Source organism: Micromonospora sp. NBC_00898, assembly GCF_045207895.1.
GTDB lineage: Bacteria > Actinomycetota > Actinomycetes > Mycobacteriales > Micromonosporaceae > Micromonospora.
In genome coordinates, this window is sequence record NZ_CP108775.1 from 2,346,607 (window position 1) to 2,363,836 (window position 17,230).

Here is a 17,230-nt window from a genome sequence, read left to right on the forward strand (position 1 = left end):
CATGAAGTTGCGTACCCTCGCCGCCGCGCTCGTGCCGGCGCTCATACTGGCCGTCACCGCCTGCGGCTCGTCCTCGGGCGAGCAGAGCAAGAACCCCCAGGGCCAGGACAAGGTCACCCTGACCCTCAACTGGTACCCGTACGGCGAGCACGCGCCGTTCTACTTCGGCAAGAAGCAGGGCATCTTCGCCAAGCACGGCATCGACCTGACCATCCAGGCCGGCCAGGGCTCGCAGAAGACCGTCCAGGCGACCGCCGCCGGGCAGACCGACTTCGGCTGGGCCGACACTCCGGCCCTGCTCTCCGCAGTGGGCCAGGGGATGAACGTCAAGAGCGTCGGCGTCTTCCTGCAGACCACCCCGTCGTCGGTGCAGTTCTTCAGCGACAAGGCCATCAACTCCCCCGCCGACCTCAAGGGCAAGACCATCGCCTCCACCGCCGGCGACGCGCTGAGCAAGACCTTCCCGGCCTTCCTCAAGGCCAACGGCATGAGCGCCACCGACGTGACCCTGCAGAACACCGACCCGGCCGGCAAGATGGCCGCCGTCATGTCGGGCAAGACCGACGCGCTGCTCGGCTTCGCCACCGACCAGGGCCCGACCATGCAGGAGAAGGCCGGCAAGCCGGTCTCCTACCTGAAGTTCGCCGAGCATGGCCTGAGCTTCTACAGCAACGGCCTGATCGCCTCCACCGACACCATCAAGAACAAGCAGGACCTGGTCAAGCGGATGGTCGCGGCCACCAGCGAAGCCTGGTCCGCCGCCGAGAAGGACGCGGCCGGCGCCGTCGCGGCGATGGCGGGCGCCTCCCAGCAACTGCCGTCGGAGAAGGTACTCACCGATCAGTTCAACGCCACGCTGCAGCTGCTGCACACCGACGCCACCAAGGGCCAGGCCCCCGGCATCAACGACGAGGCCGACTGGACGAAGACCATCCAGGTCTTCGCCGAGGCCGGCGTGATCAGCAAGGCGGACTCGCCGGCGACCTACTGGGACGCGAGCTTCGCGCCGAAGGGATGAACCCGATGACGGTCGGCAACACCACCACGCAGCGGCCCGACGACGCCACGACCACCGGCGCCGCGGTCGAGATCGACCAGGTCGCGGTCCGCTTCCGTACCAAGAAGAAGGACGTCACCGCGCTGCGCGACGTCTCGCTGCGGATCGAGCCGGGCGAGTTCGTCTCGATCGTCGGCGCCTCCGGCTGCGGCAAGTCGACGCTGCTCAAGCTGGTGTCCGGCCTGCTGCGGCCGTCGTCCGGCCAGGTCCGCCTGCACGGCGAGGACGTGCGGGGGCCGCGGCGCGACATCGGGTACGTCTTCCAGCGCGCCGCGCTGCTGGAGTGGCGCACGGCCCGGCGCAACATCCTGCTCCAAGCCGAGATGCGCCACATGCCCAAGGCGCAGGCACGCCAGCGCGTCGACGAGCTGATCGCCATGACCGGGCTGACCGGCTTCGAGGACGCGTACCCGAACGAACTGTCCGGGGGGATGCAGCAGCGGGTGGCCCTGTGCCGCGCGCTGCTGCACCGCCCCCCGGTCCTGCTCATGGACGAGCCGTTCGGGGCCCTCGACGCCCTCACCCGCGAGCAGATGAACGTCGAGCTGCGGCGGATCTGGCGGGAGACCGGCACCACCGTCCTGCTCGTCACCCACTCCATCGCCGAGGCGGTCTACCTGGCCAACCGGGTGATCGTCATGACCCCTCGACCCGGCACCGTCGCCGAGGTCATCGACGTCGACCTCCCCGTCGAGCGTGACTACGGCCAGACGATGTCCGAGCCGGAGTTCGCGCGCGCCACGGGACGCATCCGAGAACTGCTCGGTGCGACGACGACCGCCGAATAACCACTGGGAAGGAAACACTGTGGAGCGCACGTCTATCGGGATCATCCTCAACGGCGTGACCGGACGGATGGGGTATCGCCAGCACCTCGTCCGGTCCCTGCTCGCCATCCGCGAGCAGGGCGGACTGCCCGCCCGCGACGGCAGCCGCATCTGGCCGGAGCTGACCCTGGTGGGCCGCAACGAGGCCCGGCTCGCCGAGATCGCCGCCCGGCACGGGCTGACCTCGTACACGACGGACCTGGACGCGGCGCTCGCCGACGACTCCCACCAGATCTACTTCGACGCGCAGGTGACCGCGCAGCGGGAGAAGGCCATCCGGGCGGCGATCGAGGCCGGCAAGCACGTCTACACCGAGAAGCCGCTCGCCGAGGGGCTGACCGGGTCGCTGGAGCTGGCCCGGCTCGCCGCCGCCAAGGGCATCAAGAACGGCGTCGTGCAGGACAAGCTTTTCCTGCCCGGGCTGCGCAAGCTCAAGCGGCTGGTCGACGGCGGCTTCTTCGGCCGGATCCTCTCCGTCCGGGGCGAGTTCGGCTACTGGGTGTTCGAGGGTGACTGGCAGACCGCCCAGCGGCCGAGCTGGAACTACCGCACCGAGGACGGCGGCGGCATCGTCGTGGACATGTTCCCGCACTGGCACTACGTGCTGGAGCAGATCTTCGCCCCGGTGACCGCGGTGACCGCGCACATCGCCACCCACATCCCCGAGCGGGTCGACGAGAACGGCCAGACCTACCGGGCCACCGCCGACGACGCCGCGTACGGCATCTTCGAGCTGGCCGGCGGCATCACCGCGCAGATCAACTCCTCCTGGGCGGTGCGGGTGTACCGGGACGAGCTGGTGGAGTTCCAGGTCGACGGCACCCACGGCAGCGCGGTGGCCGGGCTGCGCGAGTGCCGCATCCAGCACCGCGGCGCCACCCCGATGCCGGTGTGGAACCCGGACCTGCCGGTCACCGAGGACTTCCGCGCCCAGTGGCAGACCGTCCCCGACAACGAGGACTTCGACAACGGGTTCAAGGTGCAGTGGGAGGCGTTCCTGCGCCACGTCGTCGACGACGAGCCGTTCCCGTGGGACTTCCTGGCCGGCGTACGCGGCGTGCAGCTCGCCGAGGCCGGGCTGCGCTCGGCCCGGGAGGGGCGGCGGATCGAGATCGAGGAGATCACGCTGTGACCGCCCGCATCACCCTGCCCACCCCGGGCGGCGGCACCGAGATGCTGACGCTGCGGGAGCCGGCCGGCTGGCAGCGGCCGGCCGGGCCGCCGGCCAGCCGGATCGCGTACGCGGCGGCGCACGTGGTCGCCGACCCGTACGCCGACAACGCCCCCGGCCAGCCCGCCCGGCTGGACTGGGACGCCACCCTCGCGGTGCGGCGCAACCTCTGGTCCTGGGGGCTCGGCGTCGCCGAGGCGATGGACACCGCCCAGCGCGGGATGGGGCTCGACTGGGCCGCCACCCGGGAGCTGATCCGGCGCAGCGCCGCCGAGGCGGCCGCCTGCGGCGGGCGGATCGTGGCCGGGGCGGCCACCGACCAGCTGACCGGCCTGCCCGACACCCTCGACGAGGTCGTCACCGCGTACGCCGAGCAGGTCGCCTTCGTGCAGGAATGCGGCGCCACCGCGGTCGTCATGTGCAGCCGGCAGCTCGCCACGCTGGCCACCGGCCCGGACGACTACCTGCGGGTCTACGAGCAGGTGCTGTCCGGCACGACGGCACCGGTCGTGCTGCACTGGCTCGGCGACATGTTCGACCCGGCCCTGGCCGGCTACTGGGGGTCGACCGACCTCGACGCGGCTACCAAGACGTTCGTGTCGCTGGTGCAGGCCCATGCCGACGTCGTCGATGGGGTGAAGGTGTCGCTGCTCGACGCCGAGCGGGAGGTCCGGCTGCGCGAGCTGCTGCCGGCGACCGTCCGGGTCTACACCGGCGACGACTACCACTACCCGGAGCTGATCGCCGGCGACGGCCGGCAGTTCAGCCACGCCCTGCTCGGCGCGTTCGCGGCCGTCGCCCCCGCCGCGTCGGCCGCCCTGCAGCGCCTCGACGCGGGCGACCCGGCGGGCTTCCGGGAGATCCTCGATCCCACCGTGCCGCTGTCGCGGCACGTGTTCGCCCCGCCGACGCAGTACTACAAGACCGGCATCGCGTTCCTGTCCTGGCTCAACGGTTTCCAGCCCGGGTTCACCATGGTGGGCGGGCTGCACAGCGGGCGCAGCGTCCCGCACCTGGTAACGGCGTTCCGCCTCGCCGACGCCGCCGGCCTGCTGCTCGACCCCGACCTGGCGGTCGAGCGGATGAGCCGGTACCTGTCGGTCACGGGGGTGACCGCGTGAGCGCCGCACCGGCAGCGGTCGACCCCCGCCTGGCGCGCCTGTCGCTCAACCAGCGCACCACCGAGTCTTGGTCGGTCCGCGAGGCCGTCGAGGGCTGCGTCCGCGCCGGCATCCCGGCGATCGGGCTGTGGCGCGAGCCGGTGGCCGACATCGGGGTGGCTGCCGCTGCGAAACTCGTCGCCGACGCCGGGCTGCGGGTGTCGTCGCTGTGCCGCGGCGGCTTCCTCACCGCCACCGGCGACGCCGGCCGGGCCGCGCTGGAGGACAACCGGCGGGCCGTCGACGAGGCGGCCGGCCTGGGCACGGACTGCCTGGTCATGGTCGTCGGCGGCCTGCCGCCCGGCTCGCGCGACCTGCGCGGCGCCCGGCAGCGGGTGGCCGATGCCCTCGCCGAGCTGGCCCCGTACGCCGGCGAGCGCGGCGTACGGCTGGCCCTGGAGCCGCTGCACCCGATGTACTGCGCCGACCGGGCGGTCCTGTCCACCCTGGGGCAGGCGCTCGACCTCGCCGAACAGTTCCCGGTCGAGCAGGTGGGCGTCGTGGTCGACACCTTCCACCTCTGGTGGGACCCGGACGTGTGGCGGCAGATCGCCCGGGCCGGCGCGCGCATCGCCAGCTTCCAGGTCTGCGACTTCCTCACCCCGCTCCCGGCCGACGTGCTGCTCGGGCGGGGCATGATGGGCGACGGCCACATCGACTTCCCGCCGTTCCGGCGGGCGGTCGAGCAGGCCGGCTACACCGGTGACACCGAGGTGGAGATCTTCAACGCCGAGGTGTGGGCGACCGACCCCGACGAGGTGCTGGCCACCACGAAGGACCGCTACGTCCAGCTCGTGCTCGCCGACTGATATGCGCGTCGTCGTCGCACCCGACTCGTTCAAGGGCAGTCTGGCCGCCGACGACGCCGCCCGGGCGCTGGCCCGCGGCTGGCTCGCCCACCGGCCCGGCGACGACGTACGGCTGGTCCCCCTGGCCGACGGCGGCGAAGGCACGGTCGACGCCTTCGCCGCCGCCCTGCCCGACGCCGAGCGGCGCACGGTGACCGTGCCCGGGCCCGACGGCAGGGCGGTGTCGGCCGCCTGGTTGCTGCTGCCCGACGGGGCAGCCGTGCTGGAACTCGCCCAGTCCAGCGGGTTGCCGCTGATGCGCGCCCCGGATCCGCTCGGTGCCCACACGTACGGGCTCGGCGCGGTCGCGCGGGCCGCCCTCGACGCCGGTGCCACCCGCCTCGTCGTGGGGCTCGGCGGCTCGGCGTCCACCGACGGCGGCACCGGCGCGCTGCGCGCGCTCGGGCTGCGGCTGCGCGACGCCCGGGGCCGGGACCTGCCGCTCGGTGGCGCCGCGCTGACCGATCTGGTCCAGTTCGACACCACCGGCCTCATCCCCGCGCCGCCCGGCGGGACGCAGCTGCTGGTCGACGTGACCGCGCCGCTGATCGGCCCGGCCGGGGCCGCCGCGGTGTTCGGGCCGCAGAAGGGCGCGGGACCGGTGGACGTGGCGGTGCTGGACGCGGCGCTGCGCCGGTTCGCCGAGCTTGCCGGCGGGGACCCCGACGAGGCGGGGGCCGGTGCGGCGGGCGGCACCGCGTACGGGCTGGCGACGCTGTGGGGGGCCCGGATCACGCCGGGTGCGTCGACGATCGCCGAGCTGGTGGGGCTGGTGGACGCGCTGGCTGGCGCGGACGTGGTGCTCACCGGCGAGGGGCGGTTCGACGAGACCTCGCTGACCGGCAAGGTTGTCGGCTCGCTGCTGGAGTCGGCGGCCGCCGCCGGCGTACGTGTGGGGTTGGCCGCCGGGCAGGTCGGCGGGCCCGCCCCGGCCTCGGTGTCGGCGGCGGTGTCCCTGGTGGAGCTCGCCGGCTCGGTCGGCGCGGCGCTACACGACCCGGCGAGATGGCTGCACGAGGCCGGCGGCCGGCTGACCGACCGGCTGAGTTCCGCCCGTGAATCGGGGGCTCACGCTGTCGGCATGAGCCCTCGGCAGGCGTCGTCAGCCACTCGACCCGACGCCTAACGCACATGCGGCGCCTTGGGCGTCCCATTTGGTGTCTCAGCATGGGTTACGAGATCGGCTTCGTCACGAACGTGATCTTGAATGGATAAGTCACACCCGGCTCGACGGCAGCTTCAGGTTCCGGCACTGGCGATGCTCGACCGCGGCGTAGACCTCGCCGAACAGGGTGATCTAGATGGTGCGCGCGCCGCGTTTCAAGTTGTCATCGACTCCAACCACCCCGACGCATCGCCGGTCGCGGCGCTCAACCTGGGCCTGCTGCACAAACAGCAGGGTGATCCGGAGGGTGCACGAGCCGTATTCCAACTTGCCATCGACTCCACGCAGCCGGAGGCCGGGCCGGCGGCGGCCTGCAACCTTGGCGCCCTCGCCAAGGAACAGGGCGATCTGAAGGTGCGCGGGGGGCATTCCAACTCGCCATCGACGCCGACGACCCTGAGCAGACTCCGAGAGCCGCCGTGAATCTCGGCGTACTCCTTGCCGAGCAGGGCGATTCGAGCGGTGCGCGTGCTGCCTTTCAGACCGTCATCGACTCGGGCCATCCTGACGGTGTACCGATGGCGGCCTTCAACCTGGGCCTACTCCTTGCCAAGACAGGCGACCCGCACGCGCATCATCCAAGGTCACGTGCACGGATCTGCCGCCGATCGTGCGCGCTCTCCGCTGCGGTGGGCGTCGCCGTCAGTAGCAGCCGCGGCTCCGGCGAGGTGCGGACCTTACGATTGCTCTGGCGGCCGCACGTGCGGAGCCAGGCGTTCTCCAGCAGCGAGGTTGTCGCGCCAGTAGCGGTAGACCAGGCCGGGTACCACCTCAACCGACCCTGCTGCGACGAGACAGGTAAGAAGATCACCCCCGGCCGGTGCGTCGACGTCGAAGGCAACTATCACCGGTGGTTCTTCACCGACGTGCCGACGCACCAGTGCGCGCTCGTCGAGGGTGGGTTCCCGGAACCGAGGATCCCGGAACTGGGTCGGGCAGCCCAGGTATGCGACGTCTGTGAAGACCACCTCGAGACCGTGGTGGTAGGTCAGGTCGTGTCCCGCGGCCAACCGAAGCTGGGAGCCGTCGAAGTGCAGCGCGTCCCAATCCCACCAAGATCCCTCAGGCAGTTCGATCACACCGCCGATCCTCCCATCGGTGATCAGTCAACGAATCGAGTCGGCGTCCGGATCTGCCGCGATCCGCGCGGTCATGCCGAAGAGCGGATATCGGATCTTGATAGCGGGTCCCCTTCCGACGACGCCCGAGACATGTCGTCTCGGGCCTGCAGGCTTGGCACTGTGGCTCAACGGTTTGTCATTGCGGCCCTTCTCACGCGGATGTCGCATGCCTCGGCATGGTTGCGCGACTGAAACGTCCGCCCGCGGCGTTGGATCGTTGGCGTTGCTCGACGTTGGCAGCTGTCATCGGGGCGAGCCTGGTTCGTTGCGTGGCTCCGAGGGCGTGACCCGGGGGGTAACAGGGGCATGGTTGGATGGGGTTCCGTGCTTGCCTCCTTACTCGCATTCGCCGCCGTCGCGGCCGTCCTCACCGTCACTCCGGGCGTCGACACGCTCCTCATGGTCCGCACTGCGGCCGTCTCTGGCCGGCGGGTAGCGTTCGCCGCCAACGCCGGCATCTCGTTCGGCTGCCTCGTTTGGGGCATCGCGAGCGCGGTCGGGCTCACCGCCCTGCTCGCCGCCTCCCAACTCGCGTACGATGCGGTGCGCTACGCCGGTGCCGCTTACCTGCTATGGCTTGGTATCCAGGCGCTGCGCAGCCGCGCAGCCATCGCCACGCTCGATCCGGCCGAGCAGCCGCGGGTCACCGTCGGGGGAGCGTTCCGCCAGGGCGTCGTGACGAACCTGCTCAACCCAAAGGTCGGCATCGTGTACCTGTCGCTGCTGCCGCAGTTCATCCCGCCCGGCTATGCGCCGCTGCCAGCCTCGGTCGCCCTGGTAGGCGTGCACCTGGTCGAAGGCGTCCTGTGGTGTGGGGTGCTGGTCCTGCTTGTGGACCGGGTGCGGACGGTGCTGATGCGGCCGCGCGTCAAGCTATGGTTCGGGCGGGCGACCGGCGTCGTGTTCGTCGGGCTCGGGGTGCGTCTCGCCGTCGACCGGCTCTAGCCGTGCTTGGTGCCGTGCATGCGGTCGAACGCCTGCTTGGCGCGGTCGGCCTCGGCTCTCACACGAGGTCAGAGGCCGGATAGGTGCGGTCGATGAGTTCGTCGAGGGTCCATACGTCGAGGCGCCACGCCGCAGCAATTCCAAGATCAACGGCGCTCATCTGCCGCCGGCCGGGCGCTACGCAGTGTCACCACAACCGGATCAAGCCGGCGCCCGGTCGTGCCGAGTTGCGGATGCTGACGTCCGCTCATCGCGCACGCGGTAGGGTCCGGGCGTGGCTGACGCGAAGATCAGGCTCGACCACTGCGTGATCGCGGTCAGCGATTGGGAACGCTCGACGACCTTCTATAGGGATGTCCTGGGAGCCGAAGTGGTTGACCACCCCGACGGTCGCGTCGCCTATCGGTTTGGCGATCAACAGCTCAACGTCCATGGACCGGGCCTGGATATCGGAACGCTGGTGGCGCGCCCGCCGGTTGCACCTGGTGGCAGCGACCTGTGCTTCGTTTGGACGGGCACCACAGAGGAGGCGATCGCTCATCTTCGACGCCATCGCATCGAGATGGAGGCAGGGCCGGCTATCCGCAGCGGTGGGGGTGGTCGTGGCGTGAGTGTCTACTTCCGGGACCCAGACGGTTCCCTGCTGGAGCTGATCACCTACACCAGATCCTCGTAGCCAGGGAACGTGCATAACCATCGAAGATGATCAGACCCTTGGCGGCTGTTCGTAGGCATCCGCATCTGCCGCGATCCGCGCGACACGTATCGTGACGGCGGAGGCTGCCCCTCGGCATCCGAAACTGCCGCTGACCGCGCGACTTTGCCGAGAAGCGGATGGTCGGTGTGAGAGCACGTTGCCCCGCTCGACGGCCTAGCAGTCTTGGGCTTGGATGCGGCCGGTGGCTACAGTCCGCCCGTGCCGACCGAGGACTTGCTGCTCACCCATCCGGACCCTCCCACATCCAGACACCTGCACCTCGCGGTCGATGGCGCCCGCTTGCTACGCCGCTCATGGCGAGGCGGCGCCAAAGGTCGGCACAGTGGCCGCGACTTCCCCAACCCGCAGGCCGCCCGCGATGCCCTCGCACGTGAGGCCGCCACTCGCATGCGCGAAGGCTACGTCTTCGTCCGTGACTCGGCCGGCGCCCCACCCGGTGAGCCCGTCCTACGCTGCGCCCCGCCGAACCGCCACGGCCCACAGACCTTCGACCTGCATCCACACGGCCACACCCTCGCCGTTGCCTCGCTGCACCGTGACGCCTACGGCGCTGACCTGCACCTCGTCGACGTCACGACCGGTCGGCGCCGACTCCTGCACACCGAGACACCCGGCACCGGCCGCGGGGAGCAGACGTTCATCCACACCGTGCTGTTCGACGCCGACGGCACCGGCTTGGTGTACGCGCTCAACGGCGAGACGCGTCACCTCGACCTCAGCACCGGCACCACCCGCGTTCTCGCACGCTATGAGCAGTTCAGAACGGCTCGGTTACCCTTTCTGCGCCCGGCCGGTCCAGGACGCCACCCGGCATCGGCTGCTGCTGTTCGACACCGATGACCGGGTCCGTGTCCGTGCCACCAGCACCGGCGATGACGTGCTGGTCCTGCACACCGCCGACCAACCTGAGTGCCGCGCTGGGGCCCTGTCGCCCTCCGGGCGGCTGCTTGCCCTCGCCTACGGCGTGCACGACTCCACCGTGCAGCTGTGGCACGTCGACACCGGCCGGCTACTGCATAGCACCCGATTCCCGTTCCCGTTCACCAGCACGACCGGCCGCACCGGGATCAGCCACCTGGGCTTCGACCCCACCGAACGATTCCTTCTCGCCACCGGCGGCTTCGCGGAGGGACCGTTCGCCCTGCCCGTCAACGGCGACACCCTCGCCTGGGCCGTGCCCGACCCGTACCGCACCGACCGCTACGGCACCTGCTTCAGCTGGCAGTACTCCCCACACGGGGATCTCCTCGCCATCGGCGGCCGTCTCGGCGCCAGCCTTCACCTGCCTAACGGCGAGCCCTCACCGATGGCGCTGGCACCGTCGCACACCGGCCGCACCCACCGCGTCACCTTCTCCGCCGACGGCGCCTTGCTCGCTTGCGGTGGCGACACCGGCCAACTGTCCGTGCACCACGTGCCCAGCCCGCCCTGACCTATCGGCGCATCTCGAGGAAACCCCCGTCCTCGCTTGGCCTCGATTCAGCGAGATCCTGGGAGAGCAAGGGCTCAAGACCAGGTGCACGGATCTGCCGCGATCCTCGCGCTACGTAGCGTCACGCCGAAGCTGGCCCGGATGCCGTAGGGACGCCGAGGAGCGGACGTAGCGACCGGCTGCATGGGCGAGCCCAACGCCGTCATGGCCGTCCGTCAGCGATCTCGGCGTCGCTTCGAAGAATGCAGAACTCGTTGCCTTCCGGATCGGCAAGCACAACCCACCCCGTTCCGTCGGCGTTGCGGCGGTCAGCCACGACGGCCGCACCGAGCTCGGTCAGCCGCGCCAGCTCCGCGTCGCGCGTGCCTTCGACAGGACGCAAGTCGAGATGGATCCTGTTCTTGACCTGCTTTACTTCCGGTACCTCGATGAAGAGCAGACGGTGCCGCCCGTCACGGGAGTAGATCATGCATTCCTCGTGGCCGGGCTCGTTCGGATCGTCCGGGTCCTCGCTGTAGTCGAGAACGGCTTGCCACCAACGAGACAAGGCGTAGGCGTCGGCACAGTCCACGGTGGTGTGGGACACGTAGGAGGTCACCACTGGATCATCGCAAGGCGAACGCAGACGGGCGAACTCTAAACGCGACGCGAGCGCACGCTCATGCCGCGAAGCGCTCGTCACCGAAGGTGACGTCGGCGCCGGTCGCCGGCGTCCGGACGTGCCGATGTGCGTGCACGTGGCGTCGTTGATCAGCGAGGGCTGTGATCCTCGCCGCCTCTAGCACATCCGCGCAGAACACCATTGAGGTAGGCGGCCGGCTCTGTCTGCTGCGCCCCGCCCCTTCCGATTTGACATCGCTATGGATAGCGGTTATCTATTGTTGACCTACGGAGGGTGTGTTGGGTGCAGGACGTGGTGCTGGCCATGCTGGCGAAGGAGCCGGCGTACGGGTACGAGCTGCGTAGCCGGATGCGTGGCGCGCTCGGCCCGCTCGGCGAGGCGATGAACGCCGGGCAGATCTACGTGACGCTGGCCCGGCTGGCCAAGGCGGGGCTGGTGACCTCGCAGCGGGCCGAGGGACTGCCGGACCGGCCGGACCGGCGGGTGTACGCGTTGACTTCGGCGGGGCAGCAGCGTGTCGCCGCGTGGCTGGCCGAGGTGAGTTGGCCGAAGCCGGACCTCAGCGAGTTCCATCTCAAGCTGGTGGCCGCCGCTGCTGCCCGGCTGGCCGATCCGGTGGCCCTGGTCGATGCGCAGCGGCGCGAGCTGCTGCGCCGGCTGCGGGATACCCAGCGGGCTGCGTTGGAGCGGTCGGTGGATCCGGTCGTCGGGTTGTTGTTGGAAGGGGTCGTGCTGCGGCTACGGGCCGACCTCGAGTGGCTGGAAGCGTGCGAACGCATGTGGACCGAACGCGACCGGACTGAACAGAAGGGGAACCGATGACCGAGCGGAGCGAGGGCCGCGAGGGCATGCCCGGTGGTGCAGCATGACCGGGTCGGCGCTGCTACGGGCGCGCGGGGTGACCAGGTGGTACGGCCGGGGAAGCGCACTGGTCCGCGCGGTCGACGAGGTCGACCTGGAGGTGCCCGCCGGGCAGACGCTCGCGATCATGGGTCCCAGCGGCTGCGGCAAGTCGACCCTGTTGCACCTGCTGGGCGGGCTGCAACGCCCGACCGACGGCGAGATCTGGCTGGCCGAGCACCGGATCGACGAGATGAGCGAGCGCGGCCTAGCCCGGCTGCGGCGGCATCACATCGGCTTCGTCTTCCAGTCGTTCCACCTCATGGACGAGTTGACCGCGGTGGAGAACGTCGAGCTGGCCGCGTTGCTGGCCGGCCAGTCGCCGCGCCGGGCTCGGCAGCGCGCCATGACTCTGCTGGACCGGGTGGGGCTCGCCGACCGCGCCAAGCACCTGCCGTCGGCATTGTCCGGTGGTCAGCGCCAGCGGGTCGCGATCGCCCGCGCGTTGAGCAACGAGCCGCTGGTCGTGCTGGCCGACGAGCCCACCGGGAACCTGGACAGCGCCGCCACCCTGGAGGTGCTGCGGTTGTTCGAGGAGCTGCGTACGGCGGGGCAGACGCTGATGGTGGTCACCCACGACGCGCGCATCGCCGCGGTCGCCGACCGGGTGATCTCCATGCGGGACGGGTCGTTCGCCGACGACAGCCGGCTCGCCGGTACCACCACCGGCACGGGCACGGGCACGGGCACGGTCTACGGCGGGTGGCGCTGAGATGGCCGGGCGTCTGCTGCTCGTGTGCCGGCTGATGGTGCGGGACCTGCGCCGGCGGCGCACCGAGACAGTATTGCTGCTGCTCGCGATCAGCGCCGCGACCGCGATGCTGACTCTCGGCCTCGCGCTGAACAATGCTCTCGCCCGTCCGTACGAGCGGACCCGGGCCGCCACCGCGGGCCCCGACGTGGTGGCGATGCCGGGAGCGGCGGGCCCGGAGGCTCTGGCCGCCCTCGCGCCGCTGGCCACCGCGCCCGGTGTCACCGCACACAGCGGACCGTACCCGATCGCCTATCCGATGCTGACCGCCCACGGCAAGACCGTGCCCGCGGTCGTCGAGGGCCGGGACAACTCCCCGGCGGCGCTCGACCGGCCCGCGGTGACCGCCGGCACCTGGGTACGCCCCGGCGGCGTGGTCATCGAGCCCACCTTCGCAGGTGCCCTCGGCGTGCACATCGGCGACACCGTCGACATCAACGGCCACCCGCTGCGCGTGGTCGGGACCGCGGTCACCGCCGCCAGGGCCGTCTACCCGCGCGCCGACTGGCGCGCCGATGCGGGCAGCCCCCTGACTGAAAGCGCCGGCCTGGTATGGGTCGACCGTAGCCAGATCGGCGCGCTGGCCGGCGCACGGCCGCTGTCATACACCCTGAACCTGAGATACGCGGACCCGCGGGCCAGCACCTCGTTCGACCACAAGCGCGAAGGCGGGATCGAATACACCAGCTGGAAAGCGATCGCCGATGCGGACGGCAAGCTCGTCAAACAGGCCCACCTGGCACTGGTGGTCGGCAGCTGGCTGCTCACCGCCCTCGCGGTGGCCAGCGTCGCCAACATCGTCGCCGGCCGCGTCGTCGACCAACGCCGCCGGGTAGGACTACTCAAGGCCGTCGGCGCCGGACCAGCCATGATCGCCGCCGTCCACCTCGCCGAATACCTCGTCATCGGGCTCGCCGCCGCCGGTACCGGACTGGCCGCCGGCTGGCTCACCGCACCCGCACTGACCAACCCCGGCGCCGGACTCCTCGGCTCCACCGGCACCCACCCACCCGCGCTACGCACCGTGCTCGCCGCCACCGCCCTCGCCCTCGCCATCGCCGCCGCGGCGACCCTGGCACCCGTGCTACGCGCCGCCACCACCGACACCGTCCACGCGCTGGCCGACGCCGCCACACCACCCCGACGCCGCGGGTGGCGCGTCTGGCTGTCCCGCCGAATGCCCACCGCCCTACTGATCGGGATACGCATCAACGCCCGCCGTCCCCGCCGCGCCCGCCTCGTCATGGTGAACACCCTGATCACCACGACCGCGCTCGCCGCCTTGCTCATGGGCCTGACGCAGGACCGGCAGGTCAAGCTCGGCGAATCAAAGCTGGCCAGCCCCCAGAACACGCGAACCCTCCAGGCCATGCTCCTCGTCATCGTCGTACTGTGCGTCCTCGCGCTCATCAACGCCATCGTGAGCACCTGGACCGCGGTCCTCGATGCCCGCCACCCCCTGGCCGTCGCCCGCACACTCGGCGCCACACCCGCACAGGTAACCGTGGGCATGGCGGTGGCGCAGCTTCTTCCCGCGATACCCGGCGTCGCCCTCGGGGTCCCGGCCGGCATCGGGCTGTATCTGGTCGCCAGTCCGGGCGACCAGCAGTACGCACCCGCCTCCTGGATGCTCGCCCTGGCACTCACGGTCCTGCTCACCGTTGCCGCACTCACCGCCATCCCCGCCCTGGCCGCCACCCGCCGCCCGGTCGCCGACGCCCTCCAATCCACACCAACCTGACCGGCCGCCAACGGCCTACAGCCCGCTCGCGGCACCACGACGAGCGGAGCCGCCGAGCGAGACGGCAGTCGCAGCTGACGCATCAACTACACAAGAAGTTGCACGGATTTGCCGCTCCGGGCGTGCTGGCGTTCATCGCCGCTGGGGACGCACGGTGATGTATGGCTGTCTTTCCTGCTCGCGCTTCCGGTGTCGTACCTGCCGATCAGCTCGTTTTGCGCGCCGCGGTGTCCGCCTTTCTGGGCCGCTACCGTGGCCAGACTCGCGTCCATACCGAGTCCGACCTGCGAATCTTCCTACGCTGGTGCACCGACCAGGACCTCGCCCCGCTGGCTGCGGCACGGATGGACATCGAGCGGTACGTGCGCTGGCTGCAGGACGTACGCCGGTACCAGCCCTCGACGGTCTCGCGGCGCCTGTCCGTCGTGGTCGGGTTCTATCGGGTCTGCGTCATCGACGCCATCCTGGACCACTCGCCGGCCGATTACGTCCGCCGGCCCACGGTGCCGGCCGAGTCGCCGACCCTCGGGCTGGGTCACCTGCAGTTCGAGGCCCTGATCACCACCGCCCGGCTGTCGACCAACCCGAACGACTTCGCCCTGGTCGCGCTTCTGGGCCTGCTCGGCCTGCGGATCTTCGAAGCCTGCGGGGCCAGCATCGCCGACCTGGGCGAGGAGCACGGCCACCGGGTACTGCGCGTGCGCGGCAAGCGTGGCAAGCTCGTGCTCGTCCCGCTACCACCCGCAGTGGCCCGAGCCATCGACCGGGCCGTCGACGACCGCACCAGCGGGCCGATCCTGCGCAACACCCTCGGCGTGCGGATGGACCGGCACGCCGCCACCCGCAGGCTCAAGCACCTAGCCCAGGCCGCAGGAATCCGGATGCCGAGGATGCATCCCCACATGCTGCGCCACACGTTCGTGACAACCATGCTCGACGCGGGCGTCAGCCTGCGCGCCGTGCAGATCGCCGCCCGCCACGCCGACTCGCGAACCACCATGCGCTACGACCGGGCCCGCAAGAACCTCGACCGGCACCCCAACTACATCCTGGCCGCGTACATGGCCTCCGGGACATAGCCAGCCGCTCGTGGCTTTGCCGATGAGCGATAGACGGTTCCGAAAGACCACCGATCGTGCGGGAGCTACGGGCTGCCCCAACGGGCGATCGGGCTACTGCGTCTGAGCCGGTCGCGAAGGGGCGTCGAGGAGTACCTCGTATAGGTAGAGGTCACCGTTGGTGCCTATGTGGCGGAACCCGGCACGTTCGAGGGTCCGCTGGGAAGCGACGTTGTCCCCGGTGGTGTCGGCGACAACTCGGGACAATCCGTGATCGGCCGCGACGTTCAGCAGGGCGACGAGTGCCTCCGCTGCATAGCCGTGACCACGGGCTGATGGGGCAAGGCCGTAACCGACCCCGACACATCCGTCGTCCGGCTGACCCTTGAAACCGATTCCACCGATGGCCTTCCCGTCGGCGGTCCGGGTGATCCGGTAGTGCCCGAAAGGACGCTGGTCCCCGTGGGCGGCCGTAGCTGTGAGAAAAGCCGTGACGCCGATGACGTCGCCGTCGAAAGGAAAATCCTCAGCCCAGGCATCCCCGGCTCCGGCGCGCCGCCCGACGATGCGTTCACCCTCTGCTGTGTCGATGGCGTGCAAGCACAGTCGCGGCGTTTGAAGTTCGGTCACGGGCAACAGCGAAGCAGCCCTCGGGACGTGCCAGTTCAAGCCTACGTTCGCCCCCGGTGGGGTCCGAAAGTTACGGCCCGATAACGACGTTCGCGAGCGGCTCGCCCGCCGCGTACCGCCGGACCTGGTCGACCAGCAGCCGGCGGGCCCGGGGCGCCAACGCGGCGGTCAGGCCGCCGACGTGCGGGCTGATCAGGACGTTCGGTGCGGACCACAGCGGGTGGTCGGCGGGCAGCGGCTCGGGTTCGGTGACGTCCAGGGCGGCGTGCAGCCGGCCCGCGCTGAGCTCGGCGAGCAGCGCCTCGGTGTCCACCACCCGCCCCCGTGACACGTTCACCAGCAGGGCGCCGTCGGCCATCCTGGCGAGGAAATCCTTGTTCACCAGGCCCTCGGTCTCCAGGGTCAGCGGCGTGGCCAGGATAACAACATCCGCTCGTGGCAACATCTCCGAAATTTCGGAAACTGGCCGTATGCCGGGGCGGGCGCTCCGTGCCACCCGGCTGATTTCCACCTCGAACCCAGCGAGCCGGCGCTCGATCGCGGCGCCGATCGAGCCGTACCCGACGATCAGCACCCGGGCGTCAGCCAGCCCGGTCGACCAACCCGAGGCCCAGCGGCCCTCGCCCCCCGCCCGGACGAAGTCCGGCAGCCGGCGCCGGGCGGCAAGGGTGAGCGCCACGGCCAGCTCGGCGGCGGCCGCGTCGTGCACGCCCCGGCCGTTGGCCAGAGTCAGGCCGGGCCGCAGGTACGGCAGGACATGGTCGTAGCCGGCGGTCACGGTCTGCACCACTTTGAGCCGGGGCATCCGGGTGATCGGCTCGCAGAAGCGCGGATCAATAATCCCGTACGGAACCGCATAAAACTCGACATCGTCCAGATTTTCGGGCATGGGTTGAGTGCCGTCGTACAGCGCGACGTCCAGATCGCCAAGCTCGGCCAATGCGTCGGGGTGAGAGATCAAGTAGCGCACGGCGACAATCATGCTGCGTTCCCCGTCATCCGGCAGCGGTTCGACCCGCACAAGTTGCGTGAGGTCGGCGACACCTCGGACTACCGAGCAGTGGCAGACCGCGGCAAGCTTCGA

The 17,230-nt window shown here is 70.5% G+C and carries 19 protein-coding genes and 1 pseudogene; 16 read left to right on the plus strand and 4 right to left on the minus strand.

Annotated elements, in window-relative coordinates; all coding sequences use genetic code 11:
• Position 1 precedes the first annotated feature (1 nt).
• The 8 genes and pseudogenes from OG799_RS11525 to OG799_RS11560 all read left to right on the plus strand — a co-directional run.
• Complete coding sequence (locus OG799_RS11525) at positions 2-1,018, plus strand: ABC transporter substrate-binding protein (protein WP_406045024.1); 1,017 nt, start codon at positions 2-4, stop codon at positions 1,016-1,018.
• Positions 1,019-1,023: 5 nt separating this feature from the next.
• Positions 1,024-1,845, plus strand: a complete 822-nt coding sequence (locus tag OG799_RS11530) for an ABC transporter ATP-binding protein (protein ID WP_406045025.1) — start codon at positions 1,024-1,026, stop codon at positions 1,843-1,845.
• Between the two features lie 19 nt (positions 1,846-1,864).
• A complete protein-coding gene (locus OG799_RS11535; protein ID WP_406045026.1) occupies positions 1,865-3,016 on the plus strand; it encodes a Gfo/Idh/MocA family protein in 1,152 nt (383 codons plus the stop codon).
• Positions 3,013-4,176 carry a dihydrodipicolinate synthase family protein gene (locus tag OG799_RS11540; protein WP_406045027.1) on the plus strand — a complete coding sequence of 388 codons (1,164 nt, stop codon included), beginning with the start codon at positions 3,013-3,015 and terminating at the stop codon, positions 4,174-4,176. Before OG799_RS11535 ends, OG799_RS11540 begins: the two co-directional genes overlap by 4 nt.
• On the plus strand, positions 4,173-5,024 hold the full coding sequence (locus tag OG799_RS11545) for a sugar phosphate isomerase/epimerase family protein (RefSeq protein WP_406045028.1): 852 nt from the start codon (positions 4,173-4,175) through the stop codon (positions 5,022-5,024). The genes OG799_RS11540 and OG799_RS11545 overlap by 4 nt, the downstream gene beginning before the upstream one ends.
• Position 5,025: 1 nt before the next feature.
• A complete protein-coding gene (locus OG799_RS11550) occupies positions 5,026-6,189 on the plus strand; it encodes a glycerate kinase (RefSeq protein ID WP_406045029.1) in 1,164 nt (387 codons plus the stop codon).
• 81 nt (positions 6,190-6,270) lie between these two features.
• Positions 6,271-6,651, plus strand: coding sequence for a tetratricopeptide repeat protein (locus OG799_RS11555; protein ID WP_406045030.1), 381 nt, complete (start codon positions 6,271-6,273; stop codon positions 6,649-6,651).
• A pseudogene (locus OG799_RS11560) lies at positions 6,609-6,779 on the plus strand (tetratricopeptide repeat protein); the annotation flags it as partial. The gene OG799_RS11555 and the pseudogene OG799_RS11560, both read left to right, overlap by 43 nt.
• Positions 6,780-6,905: 126 nt before the next feature.
• Here OG799_RS11560 and OG799_RS11565 read toward each other — a convergent pair.
• Positions 6,906-7,307 carry a hypothetical protein gene (locus tag OG799_RS11565; protein ID WP_406045031.1) on the minus strand — a complete coding sequence of 134 codons (402 nt, stop codon included), beginning with the start codon at positions 7,305-7,307 and terminating at the stop codon, positions 6,906-6,908.
• Positions 7,308-7,655: 348 nt separating this feature from the next.
• Here OG799_RS11565 and OG799_RS11570 point away from each other — a divergent pair, with 348 nt between their 5' ends.
• The 4 genes from OG799_RS11570 to OG799_RS11585 all read left to right on the plus strand — a co-directional run bounded on the left by OG799_RS11570 (position 7,656) and on the right by OG799_RS11585 (position 10,444).
• Positions 7,656-8,294: a LysE family translocator gene (locus OG799_RS11570; RefSeq protein WP_406045032.1), complete on the plus strand. Its 639-nt coding sequence runs from the start codon at positions 7,656-7,658 to the stop codon at positions 8,292-8,294.
• A gap of 274 nt (positions 8,295-8,568) precedes the next feature.
• Complete coding sequence (locus OG799_RS11575; protein ID WP_406045033.1) at positions 8,569-8,970, plus strand: VOC family protein; 402 nt, start codon at positions 8,569-8,571, stop codon at positions 8,968-8,970.
• Positions 8,971-9,210: 240 nt separating this feature from the next.
• Positions 9,211-9,852 (plus strand): hypothetical protein, encoded by a 642-nt coding sequence (locus OG799_RS11580; protein ID WP_406045034.1) that lies wholly within the window; start codon positions 9,211-9,213, stop codon positions 9,850-9,852.
• Positions 9,761-10,444 carry a WD40 repeat domain-containing protein gene (locus tag OG799_RS11585; protein ID WP_406045035.1) on the plus strand — a complete coding sequence of 228 codons (684 nt, stop codon included), beginning with the start codon at positions 9,761-9,763 and terminating at the stop codon, positions 10,442-10,444. The genes OG799_RS11580 and OG799_RS11585 overlap by 92 nt, the downstream gene beginning before the upstream one ends.
• A gap of 202 nt (positions 10,445-10,646) precedes the next feature.
• Here the strand turns inward: OG799_RS11585 and OG799_RS11590 are convergent, their stop codons facing one another.
• On the minus strand, positions 10,647-11,042 hold the full coding sequence (locus OG799_RS11590; protein WP_406045036.1) for a VOC family protein: 396 nt from the start codon (positions 11,040-11,042) through the stop codon (positions 10,647-10,649).
• Between the two features lie 306 nt (positions 11,043-11,348).
• On the opposite strand from OG799_RS11590, the gene OG799_RS11595 reads away from it, so the two are divergent.
• From OG799_RS11595 to OG799_RS11610, 4 genes are all read left to right on the plus strand, one after another.
• A complete protein-coding gene (locus OG799_RS11595) occupies positions 11,349-11,888 on the plus strand; it encodes a PadR family transcriptional regulator (protein WP_109943854.1) in 540 nt (179 codons plus the stop codon).
• Positions 11,889-11,931: 43 nt separating this feature from the next.
• Complete coding sequence (locus OG799_RS11600; protein ID WP_406045037.1) at positions 11,932-12,678, plus strand: ABC transporter ATP-binding protein; 747 nt, start codon at positions 11,932-11,934, stop codon at positions 12,676-12,678.
• 1 nt (position 12,679) lies between these two features.
• Entirely contained in the window at positions 12,680-14,458 is a 1,779-nt protein-coding gene (locus OG799_RS11605) for an FtsX-like permease family protein (RefSeq protein ID WP_406045038.1), read from the plus strand.
• Positions 14,459-14,802: 344 nt separating this feature from the next.
• Positions 14,803-15,537: a tyrosine-type recombinase/integrase gene (locus OG799_RS11610; protein ID WP_406045039.1), complete on the plus strand. Its 735-nt coding sequence runs from the start codon at positions 14,803-14,805 to the stop codon at positions 15,535-15,537.
• A 93-nt stretch (positions 15,538-15,630) separates the two neighbouring features.
• On the opposite strand, the gene OG799_RS11615 is transcribed toward OG799_RS11610, so the two are convergent.
• Positions 15,631-16,146 (minus strand): GNAT family N-acetyltransferase, encoded by a 516-nt coding sequence (locus OG799_RS11615; RefSeq protein ID WP_406045040.1) that lies wholly within the window; start codon positions 16,144-16,146, stop codon positions 15,631-15,633.
• Positions 16,147-16,216: 70 nt separating this feature from the next.
• Positions 16,217-17,116, minus strand: coding sequence for a 2-hydroxyacid dehydrogenase (locus OG799_RS11620; protein ID WP_406046266.1), 900 nt, complete (start codon positions 17,114-17,116; stop codon positions 16,217-16,219).
• Between the last annotated feature and the right edge of the window lie 114 nt (positions 17,117-17,230).

Bases quoted from the DNA above. Each gene is read 5' to 3' on its own strand.
- OG799_RS11530 (WP_406045025.1), top strand. From the start codon at position 1,024: ATGACGGTCGGCAACACCACCACGCAGCGGCCCGACGACGCCACGACC.
- OG799_RS11555 (WP_406045030.1), top strand. From the start codon at position 6,271: ATGGATAAGTCACACCCGGCTCGACGGCAGCTTCAGGTTCCGGCACTG.
- OG799_RS11610 (WP_406045039.1), top strand. From the start codon at position 14,803: ATGGACATCGAGCGGTACGTGCGCTGGCTGCAGGACGTACGCCGGTAC.
- OG799_RS11585 (WP_406045035.1), top strand. From the start codon at position 9,761: ATGAGCAGTTCAGAACGGCTCGGTTACCCTTTCTGCGCCCGGCCGGTC.
- OG799_RS11525 (WP_406045024.1), top strand. From the start codon at position 2: ATGAAGTTGCGTACCCTCGCCGCCGCGCTCGTGCCGGCGCTCATACTG.
- OG799_RS11600 (WP_406045037.1), top strand. From the start codon at position 11,932: ATGACCGGGTCGGCGCTGCTACGGGCGCGCGGGGTGACCAGGTGGTAC.
- OG799_RS11550 (WP_406045029.1), top strand. From the start codon at position 5,026: ATGCGCGTCGTCGTCGCACCCGACTCGTTCAAGGGCAGTCTGGCCGCC.
- OG799_RS11605 (WP_406045038.1), top strand. From the start codon at position 12,680: ATGGCCGGGCGTCTGCTGCTCGTGTGCCGGCTGATGGTGCGGGACCTG.
- OG799_RS11570 (WP_406045032.1), top strand. From the start codon at position 7,656: ATGGTTGGATGGGGTTCCGTGCTTGCCTCCTTACTCGCATTCGCCGCC.